Source organism: Lactococcus formosensis, assembly GCF_018403745.1.
Taxonomy (GTDB): domain Bacteria; phylum Bacillota; class Bacilli; order Lactobacillales; family Streptococcaceae; genus Lactococcus; species Lactococcus formosensis.
Genome location: NZ_BOVP01000002.1, coordinates 1 through 26,011, shown reverse-complemented (window position 1 = coordinate 26,011; position 26,011 = coordinate 1). Strand labels below are relative to the sequence as shown.

The 26,011-nt window shown below is 39.3% G+C and carries 21 protein-coding genes and 1 pseudogene; 20 read left to right on the top strand and 2 right to left on the bottom strand.

Annotated features, from left to right (window positions below):
- Nucleotides 1-11: 11 nt before the first annotated feature.
- The 5 genes from pepV (at nt 12) to KJS37_RS02410 (ending at nt 5,963) form a co-directional block, all read left to right on the top strand.
- Complete coding sequence (pepV, locus tag KJS37_RS02430; protein WP_213495764.1) at nt 12-1,433, top strand: dipeptidase PepV; 1,422 nt, start codon at nt 12-14, stop codon at nt 1,431-1,433.
- 98 nt (nt 1,434-1,531) lie between these two features.
- The gene (locus tag KJS37_RS02425; RefSeq protein WP_017368786.1) at nt 1,532-1,819 is read left to right on the top strand and encodes a helix-turn-helix transcriptional regulator; all 288 of its coding nucleotides are present in this window, start codon (nt 1,532-1,534) and stop codon (nt 1,817-1,819) included.
- A gap of 171 nt (nt 1,820-1,990) precedes the next feature.
- Nucleotides 1,991-2,896, top strand: a complete 906-nt coding sequence (locus KJS37_RS02420; RefSeq protein ID WP_017368787.1) for a LysR family transcriptional regulator — start codon at nt 1,991-1,993, stop codon at nt 2,894-2,896.
- A 97-nt stretch (nt 2,897-2,993) separates the two neighbouring features.
- Nucleotides 2,994-3,695 (top strand): phosphoglycerate mutase, encoded by a 702-nt coding sequence (locus KJS37_RS02415; protein ID WP_003133801.1) that lies wholly within the window; start codon nt 2,994-2,996, stop codon nt 3,693-3,695.
- A gap of 126 nt (nt 3,696-3,821) precedes the next feature.
- Nucleotides 3,822-5,963, top strand: coding sequence for a penicillin-binding transpeptidase domain-containing protein (locus KJS37_RS02410; RefSeq protein WP_017368788.1), 2,142 nt, complete (start codon nt 3,822-3,824; stop codon nt 5,961-5,963).
- 35 nt (nt 5,964-5,998) lie between these two features.
- Here KJS37_RS02410 and KJS37_RS02405 read toward each other — a convergent pair whose 3' ends face one another.
- The gene (locus KJS37_RS02405) at nt 5,999-6,931 is read right to left on the bottom strand and encodes a TDT family transporter (protein WP_213495762.1); all 933 of its coding nucleotides are present in this window, start codon (nt 6,929-6,931) and stop codon (nt 5,999-6,001) included.
- Nucleotides 6,932-7,088: 157 nt separating this feature from the next.
- On the opposite strand from KJS37_RS02405, the gene KJS37_RS02400 reads away from it, so the two are divergent.
- Nucleotides 7,089-7,931, top strand: coding sequence for a LysR family transcriptional regulator (locus KJS37_RS02400; protein WP_213495760.1), 843 nt, complete (start codon nt 7,089-7,091; stop codon nt 7,929-7,931).
- On the opposite strand, the gene KJS37_RS02395 is transcribed toward KJS37_RS02400, so the two are convergent.
- A complete protein-coding gene (locus KJS37_RS02395) occupies nt 7,894-8,811 on the bottom strand; it encodes an alpha/beta fold hydrolase (RefSeq protein WP_213495758.1) in 918 nt (305 codons plus the stop codon). The two genes, KJS37_RS02400 and KJS37_RS02395, sit on opposite strands and share 38 nt — an antisense overlap.
- Nucleotides 8,812-9,078: 267 nt before the next feature.
- On the opposite strand from KJS37_RS02395, the gene recR reads away from it, so the two are divergent.
- The 14 genes and pseudogenes from recR to KJS37_RS10405 all read left to right on the top strand — a co-directional run.
- The gene (gene recR, locus KJS37_RS02390; RefSeq protein WP_017368792.1) at nt 9,079-9,681 is read left to right on the top strand and encodes a recombination mediator RecR; all 603 of its coding nucleotides are present in this window, start codon (nt 9,079-9,081) and stop codon (nt 9,679-9,681) included.
- Nucleotides 9,682-9,693: 12 nt separating this feature from the next.
- The gene (locus KJS37_RS02385; protein WP_017368793.1) at nt 9,694-10,743 is read left to right on the top strand and encodes a D-alanine--D-alanine ligase; all 1,050 of its coding nucleotides are present in this window, start codon (nt 9,694-9,696) and stop codon (nt 10,741-10,743) included.
- A 237-nt stretch (nt 10,744-10,980) separates the two neighbouring features.
- Nucleotides 10,981-11,247 (top strand): metal-sensitive transcriptional regulator, encoded by a 267-nt coding sequence (locus tag KJS37_RS02380; protein ID WP_019294199.1) that lies wholly within the window; start codon nt 10,981-10,983, stop codon nt 11,245-11,247.
- Between the two features lie 104 nt (nt 11,248-11,351).
- Nucleotides 11,352-12,683: a UDP-N-acetylmuramoyl-tripeptide--D-alanyl-D-alanine ligase gene (locus KJS37_RS02375; RefSeq protein WP_165714211.1), complete on the top strand. Its 1,332-nt coding sequence runs from the start codon at nt 11,352-11,354 to the stop codon at nt 12,681-12,683.
- 391 nt (nt 12,684-13,074) lie between these two features.
- Entirely contained in the window at nt 13,075-14,748 is a 1,674-nt protein-coding gene (locus KJS37_RS02370; RefSeq protein ID WP_017368796.1) for a peptide ABC transporter substrate-binding protein, read from the top strand.
- Nucleotides 14,749-14,821: 73 nt separating this feature from the next.
- On the top strand, nt 14,822-15,739 hold the full coding sequence (locus KJS37_RS02365; protein WP_003133819.1) for an ABC transporter permease: 918 nt from the start codon (nt 14,822-14,824) through the stop codon (nt 15,737-15,739).
- Between the two features lie 15 nt (nt 15,740-15,754).
- Entirely contained in the window at nt 15,755-16,789 is a 1,035-nt protein-coding gene (locus KJS37_RS02360; RefSeq protein WP_165711806.1) for an ABC transporter permease, read from the top strand.
- 16 nt (nt 16,790-16,805) lie between these two features.
- Nucleotides 16,806-17,867 (top strand): ABC transporter ATP-binding protein, encoded by a 1,062-nt coding sequence (locus KJS37_RS02355; protein WP_017368799.1) that lies wholly within the window; start codon nt 16,806-16,808, stop codon nt 17,865-17,867.
- Entirely contained in the window at nt 17,867-18,802 is a 936-nt protein-coding gene (locus KJS37_RS02350) for an ABC transporter ATP-binding protein (protein WP_213495756.1), read from the top strand. The genes KJS37_RS02355 and KJS37_RS02350 overlap by 1 nt, the downstream gene beginning before the upstream one ends.
- 151 nt (nt 18,803-18,953) lie before the next feature.
- On the top strand, nt 18,954-19,397 hold the full coding sequence (locus KJS37_RS02345; RefSeq protein WP_213495754.1) for a divergent PAP2 family protein: 444 nt from the start codon (nt 18,954-18,956) through the stop codon (nt 19,395-19,397).
- Nucleotides 19,398-19,504: 107 nt separating this feature from the next.
- Nucleotides 19,505-21,076: a peptide chain release factor 3 gene (locus tag KJS37_RS02340; protein WP_096368750.1), complete on the top strand. Its 1,572-nt coding sequence runs from the start codon at nt 19,505-19,507 to the stop codon at nt 21,074-21,076.
- Between the two features lie 609 nt (nt 21,077-21,685).
- Nucleotides 21,686-23,569: an LTA synthase family protein gene (locus KJS37_RS02335; protein ID WP_244851310.1), complete on the top strand. Its 1,884-nt coding sequence runs from the start codon at nt 21,686-21,688 to the stop codon at nt 23,567-23,569.
- A gap of 253 nt (nt 23,570-23,822) precedes the next feature.
- Complete coding sequence (cshA, locus tag KJS37_RS02330) at nt 23,823-25,433, top strand: degradosome RNA helicase CshA (RefSeq protein WP_017368803.1); 1,611 nt, start codon at nt 23,823-23,825, stop codon at nt 25,431-25,433.
- 361 nt (nt 25,434-25,794) lie between these two features.
- Nucleotides 25,795-26,011 (top strand): annotated as a pseudogene (locus KJS37_RS10405) (signal peptidase I); the annotation flags it as partial.

Here is a 26,011-nt window from a genome sequence, read left to right as displayed (position 1 = left end):
GGGGACAGTGCATGACGATTGATTTTAAAAGTGAAGTAGAAAAACGTAAAGAGGTATTTTTACAAGATCTTATTGCGTTACTAAAAATAAACTCTGAGCGAAATGATGAAGAGGCTAACGAAGAATTTCCTTTTGGTCCAGGACCGAGTCTTGCTATGTTGGAGTTTCTAAAGATTGCCCACAAAGATGGTTTCAAAACAGCAAATTTTGATAATTATGTTGGAGAAGTACATTATGGTCATGGTCAAGAAACATTGGGGATTTTTGTTCATGCTGATGTTGTTCCAGCAGGTCAAGGCTGGACAACTCCTCCTTATGAACCAACACTTAGAGAAGGACGGTTGTATGCTCGCGGTGTTCTAGATAATAAAGGCCCCGCACTGGCTGCCTATTATGCTCTGAAAATTTTGAAAGAGGTCGGTGTTTCTTTCTATAAAAAGGTAAACTTTATTATTGGAACAGATGAGGAGAGTGGTTGGAAGGATATGGCTTATTACCTTCCCAAAGTACAATTGCCAGATTTCGGCTTCTCGCCAGATGCACGCTTTCCTGTAGTAAATGGTGAAAAAAGCAATCTTACCGAGTATCTGCACTTTGGACATAAAAATGACGGTGACTTTGTTCTTCATGATTTTAGGAGCGGCATACAAGAAAACTGTGTGCCAGAAGAGGCCCAGGCTTTGCTTACGAGTCCTCTCGACTTGAAAGTCGATTTTGAAAAATACCTGAAGAAGAACAGGCTAGAAGGAAGATTTGCGAAAACAGGAGCAAAAACTTCCTTACAAATTAAAGGGAAGTCAGCACACAGTTCCACACCAGAAGTTGGAGAAAATGCTGCAACATATTTAGCCAAGTTCCTTGCTGCATATGATTTTGGAGCAGATGCACAAAAGTTTCTAGAAGTGGCTGGTCAGAAGCTTCACCAAGATTTTGAAGGAAAGAGTATTGGAATTGCTTATGAGGATGAGGACATGGGTAAACTGTCGGTTAATCCTTCTGTCTTTCACTTTGCAGAGGATGGACAGGAAAATAAGATTGCACTCAATATCCGTCACCCGAAAGGTTTGACAGAGCAAGATATCCAAGAACGACTTGGCAAGCATTTGACTGCTTTTATACAGAAAGTAAGCATTAGTGCGCTTATTAACTACCAACCGCACTATCTTTCACCAGAAGATCCGCTAGTGCAAGTGCTTTTGAGTACTTATCGCGAACACACGGGTGATGACAGTCCACCACAAACAGTAGGTGGTGGAACATATGGGCGATTAATGAAACGCGGTGTAGCTTATGGGGCTCTTTTCCCTGATTCTGCATTTACTATGCACCAAACAGATGAGCATATGAAACTTGAAGAACTTTATAAAGCTATTGAAATCTACACAGATGCCATCTATCGTTTGGTTTGTGTAAAAGACGAGAAAAACGCTTAGGTATCAGTGATTTTTGGGAAAAAAATATTGCAAAAAGCCTCAAAAGATGATTAAATAGTAAAAGTAACACAGATTTAACAAAATCATCAGGAGGAAGCATGGAAAACAGAATTCGTGAATTTAGACAAGCTCAAAAACTTTCTCAGGAAGATTTGGCACGCATCGCTCACGTGAGTCGACAAACCGTCAATGCTATCGAAAATGATAAATACGATCCCGAACTTCTGCTTGCTTTTAAATTGGCTGAAATTCTGGGAACTAAAGTAGATGATCTCTTTATTTTTCAGCTTAGCCATGTGAAGAAAAAAGAAGAAGATGTCTTCTGGTGCGAAAAATACCAATGTGTGCTTTGGAAGCGTGCCGATGTCGAAAAAAGAGCAAACTAAATCATAAAATAAAATAAAAAGCCTAGTCAATAGTGTATAATTGAACTACAGGCTTTTTTTTATGCGGTGGCGGATCTCATCTCTAATATGAAACCAAAAAGGGAGAGTGAGAAGAGTTCCCGTATACAATACTTATTAATTAGTGCTAAAGAAATATCAAGGAGTGCAAAAATGAACATCAAACAGCTTCGTTATGTTGTGGCAATCGCTAACAGTGGAACCTTTCGTGAGGCCAGTGAGCAGCTCTTTGTGAGTCAGCCTTCCATGTCAATTGCGGTGAAGGATTTGGAGCAAGAGCTTAATTTCCAAATTTTTGAACGGACGAATACAGGAGCTAGCTTGACGATTGAAGGCGAGCGTTTTTATGAGCAAGCTCAAGGGATTTTACGAGACTTTGAAGCTTTTGAGTCGAAATACGCTAAGCCAAAAGAAGCAGAGCGTCATTTTTCAGTTGCAAGTCAGCACTATGACTTTCTTGCACCCGTAGGTGTTGAATTTTCAAAGAAAAATCCGGAAATCAAGAATTTCCGCGTCTTTGAATCAACAACTTATAATATTTTGCAAGAAGTGGCTCAAGGTCATAGCGAGCTTGGTGTTGTGTACTTGAATAAGCATAATCGTTCAGGTATCTTACGTATGTTGGATAAGCTGGAGCTAGATTATGAAGAGCTTTTTATTTCACAAACGCATATTTATTTGCGCAAAAATCATCCTTTGACACGTAAAGAAAGTATCAAAACAAGTGATTTAAAAGCTTTGGACCGCGTACGTTTTACTCAAGAAAATGAACAATTTCTCTATTACTCAGAAGATCTCGTAGAAACTTTTGAAAATACGTTTATTTATAATGTAACCGACCGCGCAACATTAAATGGTATCTTAGAACGTACAGATGCTTATGCGACAGGTTTAGGATTTATTGATAAGGAAAGTGTACATAATGTCACAGTTATCCCAATGGATGGAGACAATGTAAACAGCTTAATTTTGGTTAAACAAAAAGGGCAACTTTTAACAGATGCAGCTAAGTCTTATAAGCGCAGTTTGGAAGTTTATTTTGAGAATTATAAGTTTTAGTCTCCTCAGAGTCTGGGCTAGAAAAAATACGAAAATTAGTGTAAAATAGAGCAGTATACAAATTTTGTAAAACATTTAACATAGGAGAACTCACATAATGGTAAAATTAGTTTTTGCACGTCACGGTGAATCAGAATGGAACTTGGCTAACCTTTTCACAGGTTGGGCTGATGTAGACCTTTCAGAAAACGGAACACAACAAGCAATTGATGCAGGTAAACTCATCAAAGCTGCAGGTATCGAATTTGATATTGCTTACACTTCTGTATTGAAACGTGCGATTAAAACTACAAACTATGCACTTGAATACTCTGACCAACTTTGGGTACCAGTTGTTAAAACTTGGCGCTTGAACGAACGTCACTACGGTGGTTTGACTGGCTTGAACAAGGCTGATGCTGCTGCAAAACACGGTGATGAGCAAGTTCACATCTGGCGTCGTTCATATGATGTGTTGCCACCAGCAATGCCACGTGACGATGAATACTCAGCACATGCTGACCGTCGTTATGCTAACCTTGAAGACAGCCTTATTCCTGATGCTGAAAACCTCAAAGTTACACTTGAACGTTCATTGCCATTCTGGGAAGATCAAATCGCTCCAGCTTTGAAAGATGGTAAAAACGTATTTGTTGGTGCGCACGGTAACTCAATCCGCGCATTGGTAAAACATATCAAACAACTTTCAGATGATGAAATCATGGATGTTGAAATCCCTAACTTCCCACCACTCGTGTTCGAATTTGATGATAATTTGAACCTTGTTAAGGAATACTACCTTGCACCAAAACAAGCGTAATTAATACGATAAAACCTGCATCAAGCAGGTTTTTTCTTTTCTTTAAAAAATGTAAGGTAAAATACAGCTTAATGTGGTAAAATGTTTAGGTATAAATATGACGAGTTAAAATTAGGATAGGGTTCCATGTCAGAAAAAAGAAAAACACGAAACGAATTAAACGGAAAAAAAGATAAAACACGTAAGTTATTGAAAAACCCAACCATGCTGGCATCTGGGCGCGTTAAGCTTCTCTTTTTTGTCATCACGGTTCTCTTTTTGGTTCTGATTGGTAAGCTGTACCATATGCAAATCATGAATCAAAGCTTTTATGAAAGCAAACAAGCAGGTGGTGCAGGCTCGTTACAAATTGTTCAAGGTGCACCACGTGGGAATATTTATGACGCGAAAGGTGTTCCCTTAGCAACAACAGAACCTGTTGAAGCAATCGAGTACACGCGCGGGCAAAATACGACAGCAGATGATATGCGCAAAATTGCGGATCGACTCGCCAGTGTCTTGACTTTGGATAATGATTTTAGACAAATTACCGAGCGAGATAAAAAAGACTATTTCTTGGCTGATGCCAATAATCTGGAGAAAATTGCTAAAAGTCTAACCAAAGAAGAAAAAACAGATGAAAAGGGCAACTCGCTTTCGGGCTCTGAAATTTATAATGTCCAACTTAGTAAGGTAACGGATGCTGATATCAATTTTAATGAGCAGCAAATGTTTGCGGTTAAGCTCTTTAAAGAGATGAATTCGACTACCATCTTTAATACAACGATTATTACAACAAGTAACCTTACAGCGGAGCAACAAGCCTATATTGGAGAACATGAAGGTGAACTACAGGGTATTTCTGTAGGAACCAGCTGGAACCGCAAATATGCAGATACAGCGCTTAAACCTATATTGGGTACAGTAACGACTCAGAAGCAAGGTGTTCCAGAAGAGCTACTAGAGGAATATCTTAAAGAAGGTTTCCAACGGAATGATCGTGTCGGGACTGCCTTTTTAGAGCAAGGTTATGAAAAGTACTTGCAGGGAACGCATACGATTAGTAATGTGTTGACAGATAAACAAGGAAATGTGACCGGAACGGAAGTGAAGCAAAAAGGAAGTAAGGGAGATAATCTCAAACTTACGGTTGATTTAAAATTCCAAAATGCTGTTGATAAGATTTTAGAAACCGAAATGAACAATATGATTGCCGATGGTTTTGGTACTTATTCTACAGGGGCCTATGCTGTTGTTTTGGATTCTAAGACAGGCGCAGTCCTGGCTTTGTCTGGTATCCACCGTGATGAAGAAACAGGAGCAATGGAGAGTAACGCCAATGGAACATTCCAATCTGCTTTTGTGCCAGGATCGGTTGTTAAGCCAGCAACGCTGACCGCAGGCTGGAACGCCAATGTTATAGCTGGCAATCAAATTCTTAATGATATGCCTATCCAGATAGCAGGATCAAGTTTGATCGAATCATGGTTTACCAATGGAGCTCTTCCAATCACTGCTGTCCAAGCCTTAGAATATTCATCTAATACGTACATGGTTCAAATAGCACTCAAGATGCTTGGGCAGCCTTATGTCCCTAACATGGCTGTCGATGGTACAGACCGTGTAGCTGCTTTCAAAAAGCTACGTGAGGCCTTTGCTTCTTATGGAATGGGAACCTTAACAGGTTTTGATATTCCTGGAGAAACGCCAGGCTATATTACAGCTGCAGATAAAATAACGGTTTCTGACTTGCTCATGGAATCCTTCGGACAGTTTGATACCTACACGCCGCTGCAACTTGCAACTTATGGTATGACTTTAGCGAATAATGGCGAACGTTTAGCACCACATATTGTAGAGGGTATCTATGAAACTAACTCTGAAGGTGGCATGGGTAAACTCGTTAAAAATATCACCCCTAAAATCATGGACAAAGTGAATATCACACCAGAAAATATGGATGTCCTACATAACGGGATGTATCAAGTTGTTCACGGGAATGATTTTGTAAATGGACAAATCGGTGCTACAGGTTACTATATGCGTCCTTCACAAGGTGCTCAAGTTTCAATTTCTGCTAAAACAGGTACTGCCGAAGTGACCTACAAGGGTGTTCCAGTAACAGTGAATAACGTTGTTGCCTATGCTCCAACAGAAAATCCCCAAATTTCTATCGGTGTCATGGTCCCACAAACAACGATTAAAGAAGGTGGAGTAACCTCAAAAATTAGCCAAAATATCACCCGTGAGATTACTAACCTCTATAACTCAATGTATCACTTTAAATAAAATAAAAAACCAGCTCAATTAGAGTTGGTTTTATTTTAAGCTTTTTTGACTAAAAAATAGCTATAACGAATCAAAACGTAAGTGACTGCTAAGAAGGCAATCACAAGTTCTATCAGGGATAGAGGAGTGAGTAAGGCGCTGAAGCTAGGGTAACTTTGAGCCAGAAGATGAACCGCAGTGGCAGAAATGACCAAAGGGAAGGTAAAGGCAGCATAGCTTGGGTAGAAAGGTAAACGGAGCAGAGGGATAACAAGGAGTACAGTTGCAAGATAAATCAACTGTGAAAGCAAGAATAAACAGAAGACAAAAAGATTGGACTTGTTTTCTGTCACAGTAAGATAGGCTGCTAAACAGAGAGAACCTGGTGCTGTAAGAATAGTGATGAGGGGGAGAGTCGACTCATGCATTTTTTTGAAAATAAAGATACGATGAGTAATAATCGGAAGCAAAATCAAGTAGAAGAGAAGTGCAGGCCACAGTACGATGCGCCCAATTTCTACGTTAAAGACCGTTGCTGTATTGGGGATAACACCCAAACCTACAAAAGTAATAAACCAGCTCGGGTAGACATGAATCATTCCGACTTTTTGCGGTAGGATGTGAAGAGCGATAAAATAAGCCATCAAGAGAAAATGTAAGAAAATCGCAAGTAGCCAAATGAAGTAAACCAGACTTGAGTGGGGAAAAATCCTATTGAGAAAGACACAAATGACCATCCAAGCCATAGTGAAAGTTGGGGAAACTGCCCCAATGATAGGGTCCTTAAGAGCTTCCAGCAGATGGCGCATTGTAAAGATAAGTTTCAACATGATTAGAAACATAAAAAAGAGACCAACAAGGTCAAAGCAATTTCCTAAAAATGCGAATCCTTTGGAATAAAGTAGATTTCCCAAAGATACCGTACCTAAAATTAAACCACAAATAGGGATAGGAATTTTTTTCAAAAAATTTAAAAATAGTTGTTTCATCGAGAACTCCTAGTATTTATATAATTATTGAGTATGAGCTGTAGAGGATATAACAGTTCAATCACTGCTTTAAGTATAAAACACTTGATTTAATTTGTAAAATGAATTATTGTAATTATAGTAATAGAAAAAATTAATAAAAAACAAAGGAGATATGATGTTTTCACTGTTTGAAACCTTCATTGCCATATATGAATCGCGGAGTTTTACTAAAGCAGGACAGTACTTGTTTATTTCCCAGCCCACAGTGACAGTTAGAATAAAGAAGTTAGAAGAAGAAGTAGGAAGCTCTCTTTTCATCCGTGGGAAAAACCGTGAAGTTATTCCTACGGAAGCAGCAAAACTATTGTATAAGAAAGCGGTCCAATATGTTCAAGACTGGGAAAATTTGCAATCTGAGCTCAATCAAACCACGCTTGCCAAGAAACCTTTTAGGATTGGGGTATCACAGAGTGCAGCCATTGGAATTGTGCCTTTGTTATACCCTAAACTTGCTCCGTACTTGAATCAGATTGATTTGAAAATATCGATGTATGATTCAGAAAAAGTTTTTAATATGGTGGAAAATCATGATCTACATTTTGGTATTATCGAAAAACCGTTAGCAAGTGAGCAAGTAGAAGCTTTTCCGATGTTTAAAGATGAGTTGGTGCTTGCCGGACACTTGGAGAGCGAAACTTTCTTTACAAGAGAAGTTGGCTCAGGTGTGGGGCATTATATCAAGAAATATCTTCAAGAAGAAAGCTTTAAGCCACGTTACTTGGTAAGGATGAACAATAATGACATGATTATTGCCCACATAAAAGCCGGATTAGGTGTTTCTTTAATTTCAAAACGCTTTATTTCAGAAGGGATGCCGTATCAAAGTTTAGGGAGCAAATATCAGCGGAGCTTTACGAGCATCACTTATGCAGAAGAAAAAGACCCTCTTATGCTAGAAATTGTGCAGCATATCAGAGAATCTATCGTGGGAGATGTCGCATTAACCAGTCACCAATAGTGTGGTAGACTTCTTCATGTTCTGCCTCAAAGAGGATTTCATGGCGTAATTCAGGGAAAAGTTGGTGTTGGAGGTTATTAAACCCTGATTTTTGGAGTTTGTGATATACTTTTTGTGGCCCTTTACCCCAGTCGCCTACTGGATCATCAGCGCCGCTGATAATCAGTATTGGCAGGCTTGTGGGAATATTGCGCATCCAGTTTTTTTGATTAGCTCTATGGACCAGTGAGAAAAGTGTCGCAAAACCATTCCGTGTGAAAGTAAAACCAAGGAGTGGATCATTTTCATAGGTAGAGACATTGTTTTGGTTTTTGGAAAGCCAGTTGAAATTCCCAGCTTCAGGGAATTTTTTGCTATAGCTACCAAAAGCAAGCTTGTCAATCAAAGGAGCGATAGCTTTCGAGTTTTTTTTGCTTATTTTCTTAATGAAGGGCAGGAAGAAGTTCAAATGGAGAGGACTTGTCCCAGTCCCCATAAAGATTGCTCCTTGAATATCAACAGGATAATCTTGGAGAACGTTACGCAAAGCAAACGAGCCCATACTGTGTCCCATCATGAAATAAGGCAGCTTAGGGTGCTTTTCTTTGGTCCAAGTTTTAACCTTATAAATATCAGAGATGACATTTTTGGGACCATCTGCACCAAAGTAACCGTAAAGTGGATCGTTCTGTCGCACGGAATGACCATGTCCTAAGTGATCATGGCCGACAACTGCGAAACCCAAACTGTTGAGATAGAGGGCAAAAGCATGATAACGTTCGATATTTTCTGCCATGCCATGGACGAGCTGGATAATCGCCTTTGGATAATCAATCGGCCAGTAGAGAAGATGTAAATCAGTTTGCTTATCGCTAGATTGCAGAGTGTATTGTTCAACCATTGAGAAGTCCTCTTTCAGTAAATCTTTATCAGGATTGAAATTTATTATAACAAAAAAGCAGTCAAGCTGCTGTTGCTTGGAGAAAATTTAGCGCTCTTAGGAAGCATTTTGGTCTTAAATGTACAGAAATCTAAGTTATGGTATAATACACAATATCTCACATTCACAAGGCAGAACTATTTCCACAGAGTATAAGGGATAATCCTCAGTGTAGAAGGTGTGGTATAATAGTTATGACTTTATCACACTGAAAGAAGAAAGGAACGCATGGTATACTATCCAGAACCAATCGCTAAACTTATAGAAAGCTTTAGCAAACTGCCCGGTATCGGACAAAAAACAGCAACACGTCTCGCCTTTCACACGATTGGGATGGATGATCAGGATGTCAATGAATTTGCCCGAAACCTCATTTCGGCAAAACGTGATTTACGTTTTTGCTCGGTCTGTGGCAATCTGACAGAAAGTGATCCTTGTGCTATCTGTGAAGATCCTCTCCGTGATCGTACAACCATATTGGTTGTTGAAGAAAGTAAAGATGTCTTAGCAATGGAGAAAATCCGCGAATACAGAGGTCTGTATCATGTTTTACATGGGACAATTAGTCCGATGAATGGTATCGGTCCGGACGAGATTAATGTGAAAAGCCTTCTAACTCGTCTCATGGGTGACAGTGAGGTAGAAGAAGTTATCCTCGCGACTAATGCAACATCTGATGGTGAAGCAACGGCGATGTACCTTTCACGAATGATTAAGCCCGCAGGAATCAAAGTGACGCGCTTAGCGCGTGGCCTTGCGGTTGGCTCAGATATTGAATATGCGGATGAAGTTACCTTATCCAAAGCAGTTGAAAATCGTATGGAAATTTAAGTGGAGAAAATTATGTCAAAAGAAACATTGATTTTATTATATGGCGGCCGAAGTGCAGAACGAGAAGTATCCGTTCTTTCAGCTGAAAGCGTAATGCGTGCAGTGAATTATGACAAGTTCAGAGTGAAAACTTACTTCATCAGTCAAACTGGTGATTTTATAAAAACACAAGAATTTACTGAAACACCTGCAGAAAATGAAAAATTAATGACCAATGAAACGGTCAAGCCAGAACAAAAAGTTGCACCATCGGATATTTACGAAAAAGATGCAGTTGTTTTCCCTGTTTTACATGGGCCAATGGGCGAAGATGGTTCAATTCAAGGCTTCTTAGAAATTATGCGCCTCGCTTATGTTGGTCCCAATATTTTATCGGCCAGCAGTACAATGGATAAACTTTTAGCTAAGCATGTGTTTAGCGCTGTAGGTGTACCGCAAGTTCCTTATGTTGCAGCATATGCTGATGAAAATCAAGAAAAAATTCATGCAGAAGTTCACGAAAAACTGACTTTCCCTGTTTTTGTTAAGCCAGCCAATATGGGCTCAAGTGTCGGTATTTCTAAAGTTAACCGATTAGAAGAACTAGAGGCAGGTCTTGCAGAAGCTTACAAATATGATAACCGTGTAGTGATTGAACAAGGCGTTGATGCAAGAGAAATTGAATGTGCTGTTTTAGGCAATGGTGGCAAAGTACGTTCCACGCTGCCTGGTGAAGTCGTTAAAGATGTTGACTTCTATGATTACCGTTCAAAATATATTGATAATAAAATCGAAATGGCAATTCCTGCAGATATCCCAGCAGAAGTCGCACAGAAAATGCGCAATTATGCAGAGAAAGCTTATCAAGCAATGAATGGTGCTGGGCTTTCACGTTGTGACTTCTTCTATGATCAAAAAGGAGATATTTATCTCAACGAGATCAATGCAATTCCAGGATTTACACAATGGTCAATGTACCCGTTACTCTGGGAAAATATGGGACTTTCTTACAGTGAGTTGATTGAAGAGCTTGTTCATCTCGCTCAAGAAGCCTTCGAAATTCGTGAAAGTCATCTTTTATAAAACTAGAACAACTTCAGGCCACAAACCTGAAGTTTTTATTATCATTCTTTCTGCTTTAGCAGATTAGAATGATAATACGCAGGGAGCGAAGCGAGTTGTGATCCTTCCACTATTCTTTCTGCTTTAGCAGATTAGAATGATAATACGCAAGGAGCGAAGCGAGTGGTATGGGATGAGCTCACTCTTTTTGACAAATTATGAGTAGCTCTATATAATGAGAGGAAAGAGGAGATACACATGGGAACAATTTACGACAGCAAAACTAAAAATAGATTGAAAAGAGCCGATGGCCAGCTGCAAGGCGTGTTGCGTATGCTGGAAGAAGAAAAAGATTGTGATGCAGTAGTGACACAACTTAAAGCAGTACGCTCAAGCTTAGACAGTCTCATCGGCTTGATTGTAGCTGAAAATTTACAAAACTGTCTTCTTTTATTAGAAGATGACGATGAAAAAGAACGTGAGAAGAAAATAAGTCAGGCAATAAAAATGATTATTAAAAAGTAATGGTTTTGAGCAGAAGATTGTAAGATTCCAGTTGGTAACCATGCACTGTATTTTTATGGAGAATTGGTGCGTTATGAAAGGACTTTTGGTATAATAAACTCATCATGAAACTAACACTACACGAAATAGCCCATATTGTCGGTGCAACAAATAACTGGTCAGATTTGGCAGATACAGAAATTCATAACATTGAGTTTGATAGCCGTAAGATCCAAGAAGGCGATCTCTTCTTGCCACTTAAAGGTGCAAGAGATGGTCATGAATTTATTGATACAGCTTTTGCGCAAGGCGCTCTTGCGACATTCGCTGAACAAGAAGTAGCTCAGCCTCACTTACGTGTTGAGGATTGTTTGGAAGCCTTCCAAAAATTAGCTCAGTATTATCTAGAAAAAACAGCAGTAGAAGTTATTGCTGTGACGGGATCAAATGGTAAAACGACGACGAAAGACATGATTCATGCTGTACTTTCGGAGAAATATAAGACCTATAAGACCCAAGGAAATTACAATAACGAAATTGGAATGCCGTACACCGTCCTTCATATGCCTGACGATACTGAAAAAATTGTATTGGAGATGGGCATGGATCGTCTGGGGGATATTGATCTTCTGTCTAAAATAGCCAAGCCAAGAATTGCAATTGTCACGCTTATTGGTGAGTCGCATTTAGAATTTTTTGGTACACGTGATAAGATTGCTGAAGGAAAGCTAGGTATCAAAGCAGGCTTGCGCTCAGGTGGCGAACTAATCGTACCTGCTGATAAAATTATCAATAAGTATTTACCAGCAGACACAAAAATTACCCGTTTTGGACCAGATGAGGATATTTTTGTCACACAGCTTATCGAACACAAGAATCAACTCAGTTTCACAACAAACTTCTTAGACGAAGAAATTACAATTCCGGTGCCGGGTAAATTTAATGCAACTAATGCAATGCTCGCCGCCTATGTTGGGACTTTGCTAGACGTTGAAGAAGACGAGATCAGACATGCTCTATCCCATGTTTCCTTAACCCGTAACCGGACAGAGTGGAAGAAAGCAAGTAATGGTGCAGATATCCTTAGTGATGTGTACAATGCTAATCCAACAGCCATGAAACTTATCTTAGAAACCTTTCAAGCCATTCCGAAAAATGAAGGGGGGCGTAAACTCACAGTTCTTGCTGATATGCTTGAGTTGGGTGATCAAGCTCCAGAACTTCACGCAAGCATTGCCGCAGCAATTGATTTCTCGAAAATGGATCACGTTTACCTCTATGGCGACTTGATGAAGTATCTTCTAGCAGAATTACCAGAAGATAAAGTATCATACTTTGGAAATCTTGAGCAATTGACTGAGGAGCTTCAAAGCACGCTTCAGCCTCAGGATCAACTCTTACTTAAAGGCTCTAACAGCATGAAATTAGGGACAATTGTTGAAGAACTACAAAACTAAGCACGTAAGTGCTTTTTTATTATCATTCTTTCTGCTTTAGCAGATTAGAATGATAATACGCAGGGAGCGAAGCGAGTTGTGACCCTTCCACTATTCTTTCTGCTTTAGCAGATTAGAATGAAAATACACAAAGAGCGCGAGGAGAATTAGCCTCGCTTTTTTTCTTTTTCATAATAAATATTGTGCTAAGAGCAAAATTATATTGTGAAATTTTCAGATAACGTTCGGAAATGACGTATAAAAAAATTAAATGGCAAAAATTTAGAAAAAATATGTAGAAAAGTCTTTACAATTCAGATTGAATTAAGTATAATAGAGAACATAATAAATTTTCAGACAATAATAAACAAATGAAAATTGTCGGATAAGTCAAACAGAAAGAGGATGTTACATGGATAATTGGAAAAAAGTATCATTAGGAACACTTGCCCTGGCTTCGGTCGGGCTCTTGGCAGCATGTGGAAATGGCGGAGGTGGCTCTAAGACAGCTAACCCACAACTTTCCGTTCCGACAAATATTGCTACATTGGATTCAGGCTTGGCTACAGACACTTACTCAAACCTCTTCATCGGGAATACCCAAGAAGGATTGACACGTGTAGATGACAAAGGTGTAGCGCAAAACGCGATGGCATCAGATATTAAAGTCTCTGATGATGGCTTAACATATACCATCACTTTGCGTGATGACTTGAAATGGTCAAACGGCGATGAATTGACAGCAAAAGACTTCCTTTATTCATGGCAACGTGCTGTAAACCCTGCAACAGGTTCACAATACGCGTACTTGCTTGGTAACATCAAGAATGCCAATGAAATTAACACAGGTAAGATTAAAGACCTTAACGAGTTGGGTGTAAAAGCTAATGGCGACCACGAGTTGGTGATTACTTTGACGCAACCAACGCCATACTTTAAATTCCTCTTGGCAAATAGTGTTTACTATCCTGTAAACAAAGCAGCAGTAGAAGAATTTGGTAAACAATACGGAACTTCATCTGATAAAGTCGTTTACTCTGGACCATTCATCTTCAAAAAAGATGCAGGTTGGACAGGGACAAACAACAGTTATTCCCTTGTTAAAAACCCAGATTACTATGACAAAGACAATGTAAAATCAGACGAAATTGATTACACTGTTCAATCTAACCCTAACACAGCAGTTCAACTCTTCAAACAAGGAAAATTGGACCAAGCCAGCTTAGGTACGATGGACTTGTACAACGCCAATAAAGGTTACAATGATGGTAAAGACCTTGTTGTCTTGAAAGAAGCAACTACAGCTTACCTTCAATATAACCAATCTGGCGGTGGTACAACAAGCCCAGAAGTGGCTAAAGCATTGCAAAATAAAAATATCCGTGACGCTTTGAATCTTGCGACTGACCGTAAGAGTATCGTTGATCAGTTCATTCCAGCGGGTACAGTAGCACAAACATTCACACCAGCAGGTATGTCTGTCACAGCAGATGGTAAAGACTTTGCCGAGTTTGCAAAACAAGATTACAACTTTGATGCTGCAAAAGCTAAAGAACTTTGGGAAAAAGGTCTGAAAGAAATTGGTGTGACATCACTGAACATTCAGTACACAACCGATGCAGATGCGCCAGTTTCAAAATCTGTTGCTGACTTCTTGCAAGCCTCACTTTCTAAAACATTGCCAGGCTTGACACTTACTCAAAAAATCGTACCTTTCCAACAACGTTTGAAAGATTCACAAAACCAAAACTTTGATGTGGTACTCTCTCTCTGGGGTGGTGACTACGCTGAACCATCAACATTCTTGCAACTCTTTGCAGATGGCTCAGGTTATAACGATGGTAAATTTGTAAATCCTGCATATCAAGCAGCATGGACAAAAGCATCAACATTGCCAGTGGTCTTGGATGACAAAGCACGTGATGCAGCATATAAAGATGCTGAAGCAGCACTCTTTAATGAATCAAGCATCAACCCACTGTATTACCGTGCAACACCAGCACTCCGTAACCCACACCTTAAAGGTTTGCAATTCAACTCAACAGGTTTGTCTTACGATCTCAAAGGTGTTTACATCGAAAAATAGTAGGCACTAACATCAAACGAATAAGTAGGGCTTATTAGGCCTACTTTTCGTGTTTTTATTAAGGAATTTTTATATGTTAGCTAAATATCTTGTAAAACGTATCTTATTGATGCTCTTGACATTATTTGTAGTTATTACAGCGACTTTCTTCCTGATGCAAGTAATGCCAGGAACACCCTTTAATAACCCCAAATTAACCCCAGAGCAAATCCAACAATTAAATGTTGCATATGGTTTAGATAAACCTCTTATTGTGCAGTACTTCATTTATCTCCAAAATGCTTTCACGGGTAACTTTGGTACATCATTTACCTTTGCCAACCAACCTGTAAGCACAATGATTGCACAACGTCTTCCGGTTTCAGCTCAACTTGGTTTCCAAGCTTTGATTATCGGTGTCGTTGTCGGAACATTCTTTGGTGTCGTTGCTGCTCGCTTTAAAAACACATGGGTAGATGGACTTTTAAGTATTATCTCTACAGTCTTCTTCTCTGTACCTTCCTTCATCGTGGGTACTTTACTCCTTCTTTACTTTGGTTACACTTGGGAACTTCTTCCAGTATCAGGTTGGGGAACATTTGCGCAAACAATTTTACCGTCACTTGCGCTCTCCTTTGCTCCAATGTCACAGGTCATGAGTTTCGTCCGTGCACAGATGATTGAGTCACTTTCATCAGATTATATCCTTCTGGCACGTGCCAAAGGTCTCTCTGACCGTGAAGTTCTATGGAAACATGCTATTCGTAACTCATTGATTCCAATGTTGACGCTTATTGGCCCAATGAGTGCCGGGCTCTTGACAGGATCTGTTCTTATTGAGTCGATCTTCTCGATTCCTGGTATCGGTCAACAGTTTGTACAGTCGATTCCTTCAAAAGATTTCCCTGTCATCATGGGTACCACAGTTGTTTATGCCGTAATGCTGATGGCGATGATTTTGATCACCGATATTATTACAGCATTTGTTGACCCACGTGTACGTTTGGACTAGAAAGGAGGGGAGAAAATGGAAAATATTAACAGTAAATTTAAACTTGTAACAAATCGTGATTTTGAAGCGAGTGAAATGATCGCAAAACCCGCCCTCACTTTCTGGCAAGATGCATGGCGTCGTTTTAAGAAAAATAAAGTAGCAATGGTAGCGATGGTTGTCGTTATCTTCACCTTGTTGTTTTCAGTGGTTTCAACAGTTTTTGTCCCGCAATCAGCAGCGAATAACTTTGACCCTAATGCGGTTCAAACTTATAAAAACTTGCCCCCTAAGCTAGGAAATGTCAATATTCCTGGCTGGAACGGTAATTTTGCAGCACCAGGAAGCACAATCGCAGAAGACTTATACCAAGTGCAAAATGTACCAGAAGGCGAATCTTTTATCTTTGGTACAGACTCTTTAGGACGTTCGATTGCGAAACGTACTATTGTTGGTTTACGTATTTCATTGATTATCGCTTTTGCCTCTATCGTCTTTGACGTACTGATTGGGATTACTTATGGATTAATCTCTGGCTGGATTGGCGGAAAAGTAGATACTGTCATGCAACGTATCATTGAGATTATCAGCTCTATTCCAAGTTTGGTTATTGTAACCATGTTTGGACTCTTACTTGGGCAAGGTATCGTTTCAATCGTCCTTGCTATTGGTCTCTTTATTTGGACAGGAATTGCCCGGCAGGTAAGGAATATGACCTTGTCACTCAAGGAACGTGAATTTGTTCTTGCCGCGAAGACATTAGGTGCTAGCCCATTCAAAATCATGGTTAAACACCTTATTCCAAACATGTTAGGTGTTATTATCGTACAAATTATGTTTGATATTCCATCGGTAATTTTCTTTGAAGCTGTTCTTTCAGCGATTAATTTGGGGGTTAAACCACCAACAGCATCGCTAGGTTCATTGATATCAGATGGTATTCAAAGCTTGCAATTCTATCCATTCCAAGTTGCAGTACCTGCAGTAGTCTTGTCTCTCTTGTCACTCGCCTTCTTCCTCTTTGGTTACGGCTTACGTGACGCTTTCGATCCAAAATCAGGACAAGATTAAGAAATGAGGAAGTAAAATGACTGAAAAAGAAGAAAAAGTACTTGAAGTAAAAAATCTGCATGTTCATTTCAAAACATATGCTGGGAAGGTTAAAGCCATCCGTGACGTTTCGTTTGATTTGAAAAAAGGGGAAACCTTAGCTATCGTTGGTGAATCAGGTTCGGGAAAATCTGTAACCACAAAAACGCTTATGGGCCTCAATGCTGCAAATGCCGAAATCCCTAAAGGAGAGATTCTCTTTAAAGGACGTAATCTCCTCGACATCAAAGAAGAAGATTGGCAAAAGATTCGGGGTAACGAAATCTCGATGATTTTCCAAGATCCGATGACTTCCCTTGATCCAACCATGCGTATCGGTAACCAAATTGCTGAACCATTGATTAAGCACAGAGGGATGAAGAAGAAAGAAGCTTTGGTGAAAGCTTTGGAATTGATGAAGGCTGTAGGAATCCCTCAAAGTGAGCAGCACATCAACGACTACCCGCACCAATGGTCGGGTGGGATGCGCCAACGTGCAGTTATTGCCATCGCGCTTGCAGCTGATCCAGAAATTCTTATCGCAGACGAACCAACGACAGCTTTGGATGTTACTATCCAAGCACAAATCATGCAAATGATGTCAGAGCTCCAACAGCGTATCGAATCATCGATTATCTTTATCACCCATGATTTGGGGGTCGTTGCTGGTTTTGCTGATCGTGTTGCCGTGATGTATGCAGGAGAGATTGTGGAGTATGGGACAGTAGAAGAAATCTTCTACAACCCCCAACACCCTTATACATGGGGGCTTCTCGATTCTATGCCAACGGTTGATACTGATGTTGAACGTTTGGTTTCCATTCCAGGAACACCTCCAGACTTGCTCAATCCACCAAAAGGAGATGCTTTTGCCTTGCGTAACCAACACGCTCTCGAAATCGACTTTGAAGAAGAGCCACCTTATTTTGAAGTGTCACCAACACATCAAGTAAAATCATGGCTCTTAGATGAACGCTCACCAAAAGTTCTGCCATCTGAAAATATCCAACAACGCTGGACACGTTGGGAAAAAATGAAAATGAAGGGAAATGCTGAATAATGACTGAAGAAAGAAAAAAACTTGTCGAATTCAAAGGTGTTGACCTGGTTTTCAACAAAGGAAAAAAGAATGTTAATAAAGCCATTAATGACGTTTCCTTTCATATCTATGAGGGAGAAACCTTTGGTCTTGTAGGTGAATCTGGTTCAGGTAAAACAACAATCGGCCGTGCGATCATGAAGCTTTACGACATCAATAAAGGAGAAATCCACTTTAATGGCAATGATGTCAGCAAGATTAAAGGTGCTGAACTGAAAAAATTCCGTGAAAAAGTACAAATGATTTTCCAAGACCCCCAAGCCTCATTGAATGGCAGAATGCGGGTCAAAGACATTATTGCTGAAGGTATTGATGTCAATGGATTGGCTAAGAATAACGAAGACCGTACAGAAAAGGTCAAAGAGCTTCTCAAACTCGTTGGTCTTAACCAAGACCACATGACACGTTATCCTCATGAGTTTTCAGGTGGCCAACGTCAACGTATCGGTATTGCCCGTGCCTTGGCGGTAAATCCTAAATTCATCGTGGCTGATGAGCCCATCTCAGCTTTGGATGTCTCTATTCAGGCACAGGTTGTTAACTTGATGCGTGATATTCAGGAAAAAGAAGGCTTGACTTATCTGTTCATCGCCCATGATTTATCGATGGTAAAATATATCTCTGACCGTATTGGAGTGATGCACTGGGGTAAAATTCTTGAGATCGGAACATCTGATCAGGTTTACAATAATGCTTTACATCCTTACACGCAATCTTTGTTGAGTGCGATTCCTGCACCGGATCCAATTTCAGAGCGTAGTCGTAGTCCACAAGCTTACGATCCAACAACAGAGTTGGATGGACAGCCACGTGAACTGCGTGAAATCACACCGGGACACTTTGTGCTTTCAACTGAAGAAGAAGCCGAAAAATACAGAAAAATTGCAATGTCATAAAAAACAGCTGCACCTTGGAAGGTGTAGTTTTTTTATAAATCATAAAAGTATCTAAGGACTATTTTATTACTGAATTTATCTTAAATGGTATAAAATGAAGTTAAGGTGAGACACATTATTTTTATAAACGAAAGAGGAGAGAGGAAGGATAATGAACTTTTTTACTGAAATTATAAGTAACCAAATTTTAATAACGGCCATCGTGGGATGGTTTGCTGCACAAATTATCAAAATTATTGTTGATATGTTTCGGTACCGTAAACTGGATTGGCGATTGCTTTTTGCTACAGGCGGTATGCCGAGCTCGCACAGTGCTTTAGTGGTTTCTATGACCACAGCGACAGGTCTTTCGCAAGGTTTTGGCTCTGCGGTATTTGCTGTTGCCACTGTTTTTGCATTTGTCGTGATGTATGATGCGCAAGGAATAAGGCGTCAAGCAGGGACACATGCTTATATTTTAAATATCATTATCAAAACAATCGAAAACCCCAAGATAAATGCAGAAAAAGCCTTGAAAGAACTTCTAGGTCATACACCTTTTCAAGTCTTGGGGGGAGCAATTTTAGGAATTATTGTGGCCCTTTTAATGAATTAAAGAGATAACAAACCTCCTAAAAGCCATATAGCAATTGATAAAGAACAGTTTCCCTGTTTTTTTGCTATAATAATAAGGCATATATTTTGATAAGAATAGGTTAAAAAATGAATAGAGCAGAAGAAATAAAAAAACGTCGTACCTTTGCCATCATCAGTCACCCGGATGCTGGTAAAACAACAATAACAGAACAACTCCTTAAATTTGGTGGAGCAATCCGTGAGGCCGGAACGGTCAAAGCACGTAAAACAGGAAATTTTGCAAAATCGGACTGGATGGACATTGAAAAAGAACGGGGAATTTCCGTGACTTCATCTGTTATGCAATTTGACTATGCGGGCAAGCGTGTGAACATCTTGGATACACCAGGGCACGAGGACTTCTCTGAGGACACTTACCGTACCTTGATGGCCGTTGATGCTGCTGTTATGGTTATTGACAGCGCCAAAGGTATCGAGGCTCAGACTAAAAAACTTTTCCAAGTTGTAAAACGCCGTGGCATTCCTGTATTTACCTTTATTAATAAATTGGACCGTGATGGTCGTGAACCTCTTGATTTACTGAGTGAATTGGAAGATATCTTGGGTATCGCTTCTGTGCCTATGAACTGGCCAATCGGGATGGGGAAAAATTTTCAAGGTCTCTATGATTTCTATAATAAACGTATCGAAGTTTATCAACCTGAAAATGGCGAGCGTTTCATTGAGTTTGAGGAAAATGGAGAAATCGATGCCAGCCATCCGCTGACAAGCAACCCTTTCTATGCACAAGCTATGGAAGATGCGGAGCTCTTACTTGATGCAGGGAATGAATTTAACGAGGAAGAAGTGCTTGCTGGTAAGTTAACACCTGTATTCTTTGGCTCGGCCTTGACGGACTTTGGTGTTGAAACTTTCTTGGATACCTTCTTAACTTATGCGCCAGAGCCAAATGGACATAAGACTGTCGAAGATGAAATCATTGATCCATTACGTGAAGAGTTTTCAGGTTTTGTCTTTAAGATTCAAGCCAACATGGATATTCGTCATCGTGACCGAATTGCCTTTGTACGCATTGTATCGGGAGAATTTGAACGAGGAATGGGCGTAAAACTCCTTCGTACAGGGAAACAAGTCAAACTTTCAAATGTGACTCAGTTCATGGCAGAATCTCGTGAAAATGTCGAAAATGCGGTAGCAGGTGATATCATTGGGGTTTACGATACAGGAACTTATCAGGTCGGTGATACGCTGACTACAGGTAAACTCAAAACGGCTTTTGAGCCCTTACCAACGTTCACACCAGAACTCTTTATGCGCGTGACTGCTAAAAACGTCATGAAGCAAAAATCATTCCAAAAAGGTATTGAGCAGCTGGTGCAAGAAGGAGCAATTCAGCTCTATAAAACCTATACGACAGGTGAAATCATGCTTGGCGCGGTTGGTCAACTGCAATTTGAAGTTTTCAAACACCGTATGGAGAATGAGTACAATTCAGAAATCATCATGACACCGATGGGCAGCAAAACAGTCCGTTGGATTAAACCCGAAGATTTAGATGAAAAAATGTCGTCAAGCCGTAATATCTTAGCACGAGATCGCTTTGACCATCCTCTCTTCCTTTTTGAAAACGACTTTGCTATGCGTTGGTTTAAAGACAAATACCCCGATGTTGAGTTGATGGAGCAATTTTCTGTTTAAGAGATAATCAAAAAAAAAAAGCCCCGGTGGTTTTTTTTTATGTTGACGAGAGAGAGCCGGGCTTTTATAGACCTTTATTGTATTATGTAGGGCTTATAGCTTTATTTTTTTCTCTTTCCAGTTTAAGTATTACCAAGATTATCCCAGAAGTAATAAACATTTCCCAGCCCGTGGATATTGCGCTCCGTGCTTACAGTTTATTGGGAAGTGTTAGTCTGTTCTATCTTTTACTTATATTGTTTAAAAATAATGGGTTATGGTTTAACCAGTTAAACAATAGAAAATTTGTGGAATGGAATAAACTTTTACTTTTCTCGATAATTTTCATTGTCTATTTTGTCTTTCATGTCTTCATGATTTTAACAGAGAATATTAGTAATGGTAATTTTGAGTGGACTTACATTTCTTTAAATTTAAACCTGTTGGTAGAACGTTATGTACCATTGACGTTACTTATAATAGTAGGGATCCTTTTGCTGGAAAAAAATCGCGGATAAGAAAGGAAAAAAATCTTGGAGAATTTTAGAGTGGGTACCTACACTAAAACGTGAAGATATTTTTGTCTCTCTCTTAAGTTTTTTAGCCTTTAGTGATTATTTGCTGCGAGATTTGATTTGGAAGACAAGCTTTGGACCTCATAATTCTCGAGGAGTTTATCAACTGCAGTATGCTTCTGAAAAAATATTGGCACGTCAAGATTTCATGAGGTTAGTCGGCGCTTATCTGTTTATCTTTATTGTTGTTTTTACGTTGAGTTATTTGGTTTTTAAAGGCGTATCTGCTTTTTACAAAAAACAAAAGAACTTTGCCTTGGTTTTTGTAAGTAGCTTGTTTTTAGCCATCATTTTTAATTATTTTATCCAAGTTTCGATAAAGTCAGATACTTTTGTTACCTTCCATGGGACGATAGCTACGGGAGCGACAGCATTTCAAGTATTCGTTTTAACTTTACTTTTTATACTTGCATATCTGCTTATTAATCGATACTTGGCAGCGACAGCACTAAACATTGTTGTAGCCTCGCTTTTTAGTTTTGCCAATGGGATTAAGTTTTCTGAGCGCCAAGAACCTATTTATGTTTCTGAACTCTCTTGGCTGTCTAACCCTCAAACCTTACTTTCTTTTGTTGATGTGAAAAGTATTGTACTTGTGATTGGCTTAGGAGTCGTTGTGACCCTAGCTGTTATTTTTCTAAGTAGAAAGTTCTTTCCGGGTAAATTACTGACTTGGAAAACACGTGGTTTAACTCTTATGGCTTTGGTTTTGGCTTATCTTCCGATATCTCAAAATTTTAAAACTTTTACAAAACCTGCGAATCAAGTGAAGGTTCCTATACTGACACGCTATATGAATGTATCAAATGGAGATATTTTATGGAAAGGCTCTACTCATACAGCAAGGACGAAATCTTTATCCTATCTTTGGTTGAGACAAATTTATGGAGCAGCTATGGAGGAGCCTTTAGGTTATAGTGAAGAAAAAGTTAAGGAAATAGCAGACAAATACAGCAAACTAGCTGCGGATATTAACACTCAACGTGAACAAGAGATTAATGAGCAAACAGTTATCTATATTTTGAGCGAGTCTTTAGCTAATCCAAATCGTGTCAATGGTATTACACTTTCCGAAAATCCTCTTCAAAATATTGATCAACTCAAAAACTCTGCGTCTGGGGGCCTCATGTATGCTGATGGCTATGGCGGCGGTACAGCAAATATGGAAGCACAAACACTGACGGGATTGCCTAAGGTTAATTATTCAAGCGATGTGTCGATTATTAATTCCGATGTTTTACCCAACATGCCTTTTATTCCATCAACTTCTGATCATTTTACGAATAAGATAGCACTTCATCCAGAAAATGCTGCTAATTATAACCGAAATAAGGTTTACAAAAAGTTGGATTTCGACCACTTCTATGCACTTTCTAACACCAAGGATGGGGATATATTGAAAAATCAAAAAAGACTTGATGGTGTTGTTTCTGATGCACAAGTGTATGAAGATGTTTTATCAAAAATAAATCCAGAAGAATCACAGTTTTTCAGCGTTTTAACGATGCAAAATCATATGCCTTATACACGCTATGGAGGAACTTCCCAAATCACAGTTGTCTTTTATGGAGATCACTTGCCTAATATCTACCCTAATCCTTCTGAAAACTTCGCAGATGATGTGCGCAAGCAGTATCAAACGGATTATTTTATCTGGAGCAATAGAGGAAACAAAAATGATAAACAAGAAGACTTGAATTCAGCAGAATTTATTCCTGCTTTGTTTGAGGCAACTGGTTCAAAAGTATCGCCTTACTATGCTCTCTTGTCAGAAGTGATGTGGAGCTTGCCAGCAGAATATAATTCTTCGCTTTCAACTCAAGTTGACTTAAATGAGGAACAGAAAAAACTTGCAGAAGATTTAAAAATTATCCAGTATGATTTAACTTCTGGTAAACATTATTTGGAAGAAAGTTCACCGTTTTTCCAAATCCAATAATAAAAAGTAAAAAATCGTTTGTGAATAACTATAAGAGGAGTTCCAAGTGATTTTTTTTTAAAGTTTTACCTCTTTAAAAAAATATTTTAAAAAGAAAAAAATAGTAAGCATTTACATATTTAAAAGTATGATATAATAGTAAAGTTATATATTCAGGCGAGTTAAGACAAAGATTTTTTCGCCTGTAACTGAGCTTTCGAGCTTGGTCGTCATATTTGCCAGTGGCAAATTTAGAAAATTATAGGTGAAACAATTGAAATTCAACGAACTCGGCCTTTCAGAAGGCATTGTCGAGACGCTTACAGCTATCGGTTATGAGCAACCAACTCCAATCCAAGAGCAAACGATTCAACTCGCGCTCTCAGGACGCGACGTCCTTGGACAAGCTCAAACAGGTACTGGTAAAACAGCCGCTTTTGGCCTTCCAACAATCGAAAAAATTAATCCAGAAAATAAAGCAATTCAAGCTCTTGTAATTGCTCCAACCCGTGAACTCGCTGTTCAAGGTCAAGAAGAACTCTTCCGCTTTGGTAAATCTAAAGGACTTAAAGTTCGCACTGTTTTTGGTGGTTCAAGCATCGAAAAACAAATCAAAGCTTTGCGTTCAGGTGCCCATATCGTTGTCGGCACACCAGGACGTATGGTTGACTTGCTTAAACGTAAAGCACTTGACCTTTCACACCTTGAAACATTGATTCTTGATGAAGCAGATGAAATGCTTAATATGGGCTTCCTTGATGATATTGAATTCATCATTGGTAAAACACCAGCAGAACGTCAAACTTTACTCTTCTCAGCAACAATGCCAAATGACATCAAAAAAATCGGTGTCAAATTCATGAAAGATCCTGAGCATATCAAAGTTGCAGCTAAAGAAATGACAGCTGACCGTATTGATCAATACTTTATCAAAACAAAAGAATTTGAAAAATTCGATGTTTTGACACGCTTGCTTGATGTGGAACGTCCAGAACTTGCTATCGTCTTTGGGCGTACAAAACGTCGTGTTGACGAAATCACACGAGGCTTGAAATTACGTGGTTACCGTGCCGAAGGCATTCACGGCGACTTGGATCAAAACAAACGTTTACGCGTTTTACGCGATTTTAAAGGCGGTCACTTGGATATCTTGGTTGCTACTGACGTTGCAGCCCGTGGACTTGACATCTCAGGTGTAACTCACGTTTACAACTATGACATTACACAAGACCAAGAAAGCTACGTTCACCGTATCGGACGTACAGGCCGTGCTGGTAAGTCAGGTCGCTCTGTAACCTTCGTAAGCTACAATGAAATGGGCTATCTCCGTGCCATTGAAAAATTGACCAAGAAAGAAATGAAAGGTATGCGTCCGCCAACAAAAGAAGATGCTTACCAAGCCAGTCTTTCTGTTGCTATGGATGAAATTAAACGTGATCTCCAAGATGGCAACCTCAAAGGTAAATTAGCAAAATTTGATGCAGATGCAGAGCAACTCATGGCAGAATACGATGTCAAAGAATTAGTTGCAATGCTTATTCAAAGCCGTGTGAAAGATCCTGACACAATGCCAGAAGTACAAATTACAGCTGAACGTCCATTACCGTTTAATGGTGAGGGCAAAGGCTTTAAGGGCAAAGGTAAAGGCGGAAAAGGTGGCGGCCGTTATGGACGCGACCGTAACAACAATCGCGGCGGCCGTGGCGGCGATCGTGATGGTAAGGGCGGTTACCGTGGTAAAGGCGGCGATCGCGATGACAAAAAGCGCAATTGGCGTGACCGTGACGATAAAAAACGTGATTACTACAAAAAAGACCGCAAACCAAAAACACAAGGCAGTGAAAAACAAGCTGGCTTTGTAATGCGTAACCGCGGCGATAAATAAAATATTCCAAGAGAAAACTTGTGTTTATCTAATGATGATAAAAACCTCAGCTTAATGCTGAGGTTTTTTGTTTTAAATGAAGTGGACTTTATTATGCAACAATGTAATTAGTTTGCGCTCCATGAGATATAGGATTCTGAGAAGTGCTCAATCGTAGATAAGATGAACATATTAGATATTAAGTAGTACTTAAGAATCCTTCTTTTAAATTCCTCATATCTTTTTTATTTTTAAAATAATTTTTATATAATTGTTGTGTAACTAAAATGTAATTATAGAAATAATAGAAACCTGAAAAGAATTTTAATGTAATTTTAGATATGCTTTGAGTGGTAATTTCACTTAGAAAGGGGGGAAGCCAATGGGCAAGGCTCAGTCTCAGTTAGATAATATAAAAGATTGGGATCTTAGTGGTGGCGGCGGTTTTACCTTATCCGCTCTTGAATTTTCACAAGATATTCAAGCGCAACTCAATGAAGTAAAAAGAATCCTCGCAGCAAGCGAAGCAAAGCGAGAGGATACACCATTAGTAGATACACCATTAGTAGATACACCATTAGTAGATACACCATTAGTAG